Origin of the sequence: Psychrobacter piscatorii (assembly GCF_001444505.1) — a bacterium.
Lineage (GTDB): Bacteria > Pseudomonadota > Gammaproteobacteria > Pseudomonadales > Moraxellaceae > Psychrobacter > Psychrobacter piscatorii_B.
This window is the reverse complement of sequence record NZ_LNDJ01000014.1, coordinates 1-3,201: the sequence shown is the minus strand read 5'-3', so window position 1 is coordinate 3,201 and position 3,201 is coordinate 1. Positions and strand designations below refer to the sequence as shown.

The following is a 3,201-nucleotide window of genomic DNA, read 5'->3' as shown; positions in this document are numbered from 1 at the left end:
CATGGTCGAATGTTCAACACGCCCTAAAATCGATAAAATAAAAAGGTAGCGCTACTGGTGATATTTTTTGCAGCCTCTGTCACGCGATGCGAACAGCATGCAAGAAAAATATCCACCAGTAGCATTTGACAATACTTACATACATTTTATGACGAGCCAAAATACATTTCACATCGTTTCAGGATAAACCATGTCAGCACTTGTGCAAAACGACAATTATACTATCGGTCAGTTAGCGCCCAGCATTGTGCTGTATGAGCCAAGCTTTGAGGGCTGGCTCAGTGCAGTGTTTTATGTCTATGCCAATCGATTGCAAGACAATGCCTCACTCAAACTTACCGCCCAAGACTGTTATATACCTTCCTTGATTGCTCAAGCAACTGGTGTTGCAACCAATGAAGACCATGCAGAGCGCGTACTGGTAAAGCTCAATAGCTTGCTTGGTCGCTCAGGTATGCGCAATATTTTGTGGGGGTTTTTGTCAGAAAAGGACGATATCGGCACCACTTTGTTTCGTGTGGTTAAGTATGCCATTGACTACCCTAGCCGTCACATTATGCAAGATCTTGGTCACTTGGATGTGTTAGAGCTGGTACAGACGGTCAAATCCGTCGGCCGTGAAAAGCATCGCATGGAGGCCTTTGTACGTTTTGAGCACACGAACGATGATATTTATTTTGCACGGGTCGAGCCTGATTTTAATGTCTTGCCACTAATCGGAGAGCATTTTCGCCAACGTTATCAAGATCAGCACTGGGCGATTTATGATCTGACACGCGGCTACGGCATTTATTATGATAAAAGTAATAGCACGCCTACTCGTCCTGCACCCCTGCAAACCATCACCGACCTCGATGATGCGGTACTACGCAATCCTGCCAGCATTCATAGCCCTGATGAGCAGCGTTATCAAAAGTTTTGGCAAGGCTACTTTACCAACGTCAATATCAAGGAGCGCAAAAATCCCAAGCTACACAGGCAATATCTACCGCAGCGATATTGGAAATACTTCAGTGAAAAACAAGTATTGCCCAACGCTGAGCATCTACAAAAACGCCGCTAAATACATTTGAGTAGTTTTGAGCCAAGAGAATTATGCTCATATCTGCTGGAAAGCCACATATCTGACGCCATCTTTTATCTTGATGGTTGAGTTTTATGCGCTTTTAACTGACAATAGCAGCTTGATCCTCCTAACCTGTGACCTATGTTATTATGAAAGTGATGCGCCTACTGTCGTCTTTGAAGCATGATGAATCCGAGCGCGGTATTTTTCATCTTGGGCGCGCACTGGTCAAAAACGGGCATACCTCGATCATTGTTTCTAGCGCTGATGAGAGCAATGACTTGGTCAGACGGCTCAAGCGTGATGGCAATCACTATCATCAAGTCCACATGAACAAAAAATCGTGGCTGTCATTGCTGCAAGTCTCAGCACTGCGGCATTTGATTGAGAAGTATGAGCCTGATGTCATTCATGTACATTCGCGCACCCCTGCATGGATATTACATTTAGCATTGCGCCGTGCGCGCGTGAAACGTTTCCCAAAGCTGGTCTCAACCATGTATGGGTTTTATCCCATCAATAAATACTCTCAAGCCCTACTCAATGTCGATACAATTATCACTGTATCTGATAGTGTCACCCAATACCTAAAAAAAGGCCTACGCCGTGAAGAGGTCGATCCGAAAGTCATCACGCGTATCTACCGCGGCATCGATACTCGGCGCTATCCTTATCGGCACAATCCATCGGTCTATTGGTTGCGTCATACCTTTGCGGAATATCCTGAGCTTGAGCACAAGAAGTGGCTCGTATTTCCAACGGTCATTGGCAATGAGTATGGTCAAGAGTGGCTGATTGATATCTTGGGCAATCTACAAGAGCAATTTCCCAATATTCATGTCATCATTATGGACGATGATTATAAAGATGGTGATGTCGCTCATGAAGACTTTCGTCAACGTACTCACAGTCTGGGGTTGGCTGAGCGCATTACTTATGTGGGTAGCAAGCGTAATGACATGCGTGAATGGCTCTCAGCGGCCAATATCGTTATGGCACTTGCCAATGAGCCAGAATCGATCGGCATTAATGCCCTGCAAGCGATTCATTTGGGCACACCTGTCATTGGCTGGGATAAAGCCGCCTTTAGCGAAATCTTACAACCGCTCTATCCGCAAGGTTTGGTAAAAGAACACAATGCCAACTCGTTATGTAAAGCGGTGCGCAATCAATTAGAAAGTGTGACGCGACCTGAGATGACCAACAAATTCACCATGCGTGAGATGATCGAAAAGACAATCGCGGTATACCAAGGATTGTACGTTACTGCGCTGGCAGAAGAACAGGCTGAGGCCGATGCGCTCGCCGTACGAAGAATCAAAAGAAGCCTTAAAAAAACCTATAAACCTGCCTTTGGTGCGGCGGTCAAACATGTCGAACCCATCCCCAAACGCCCAAAAGTCAAATTGATCAAAGAAAAAGCAAGTAAAGCGGAATCGCCAGAAATAGAAGATGAAATAAAAGTAGAAGAAACAACAAAAGTAGATATCAAATCAGAAGCACCTGACGCTGATCAAAAGTCATAAGCTGACTGCCTACCTCTATCTGTGCAGGAGCTAATCTCAGTCATGATGAGATATATTAAGCAAAAAAATGCCATTTCCAGCAATGGAAGTGGCATTTTCAATCTGTATTAAGATGAGTATTCAGTTTAAAGTTACAGAACACGAGCCTAATAAGTCATTGGTGTATGTGCACTTTGAAAAAATCTTTCCGCAGCATCAAGTAGTGGGAGTACGCACAAAAGAGATTGTCTATGGCGGCGGTAATATTCATTGTATTACCCAGCAACAACCTGTAACCAAAGCGTCACTCTAAAACACGCCGCTTGGCATAGAATGAACCATAATAAATCGCACTTATTAGCAACTGAAAGTATAAGCATAAACCCAAAAATGGATTTTAAACCCAAAAACACGCTAAAAATAAGGAAAAAATATGAGCGATTATCAAATCAACAATCCAGCCACTGGCGAACTAGAAGCCACTTACCCTACCGCCACTGAACAAGACATCCAGCAAGTCATCGAGCAGGCTGACAACGCCTATCAAGACTGGCGTCAAGTCTCATTGAGTGAGCGCAGTGCACTACTGCATAAAATTGCCGATAGCTATCTGGAACGTCAAGACGAGCT

General features: G+C 44.3%; 4 protein-coding genes. All 4 read left to right on the top strand.

Annotated features, from left to right (window positions below; translation table 11 throughout):
• Positions 1-190: 190 nt before the first annotated feature.
• Positions 191-1,063, top strand: coding sequence for a TIGR03915 family putative DNA repair protein (locus AS194_RS01465; RefSeq protein ID WP_058023720.1), 873 nt, complete (start codon positions 191-193; stop codon positions 1,061-1,063).
• 152 nt (positions 1,064-1,215) lie between these two features.
• Positions 1,216-2,592: a glycosyltransferase gene (locus AS194_RS01460; protein WP_083499562.1), complete on the top strand. Its 1,377-nt coding sequence runs from the start codon at positions 1,216-1,218 to the stop codon at positions 2,590-2,592.
• A gap of 67 nt (positions 2,593-2,659) precedes the next feature.
• The gene (locus AS194_RS13995) at positions 2,660-2,884 is read left to right on the top strand and encodes an agmatine deiminase family protein (RefSeq protein ID WP_058023719.1); all 225 of its coding nucleotides are present in this window, start codon (positions 2,660-2,662) and stop codon (positions 2,882-2,884) included.
• 120 nt (positions 2,885-3,004) lie between these two features.
• Positions 3,005-3,201: aldehyde dehydrogenase family protein (locus AS194_RS01450; RefSeq protein WP_058023718.1), on the top strand; the 197-nt coding region annotated here is incomplete at its 3' end.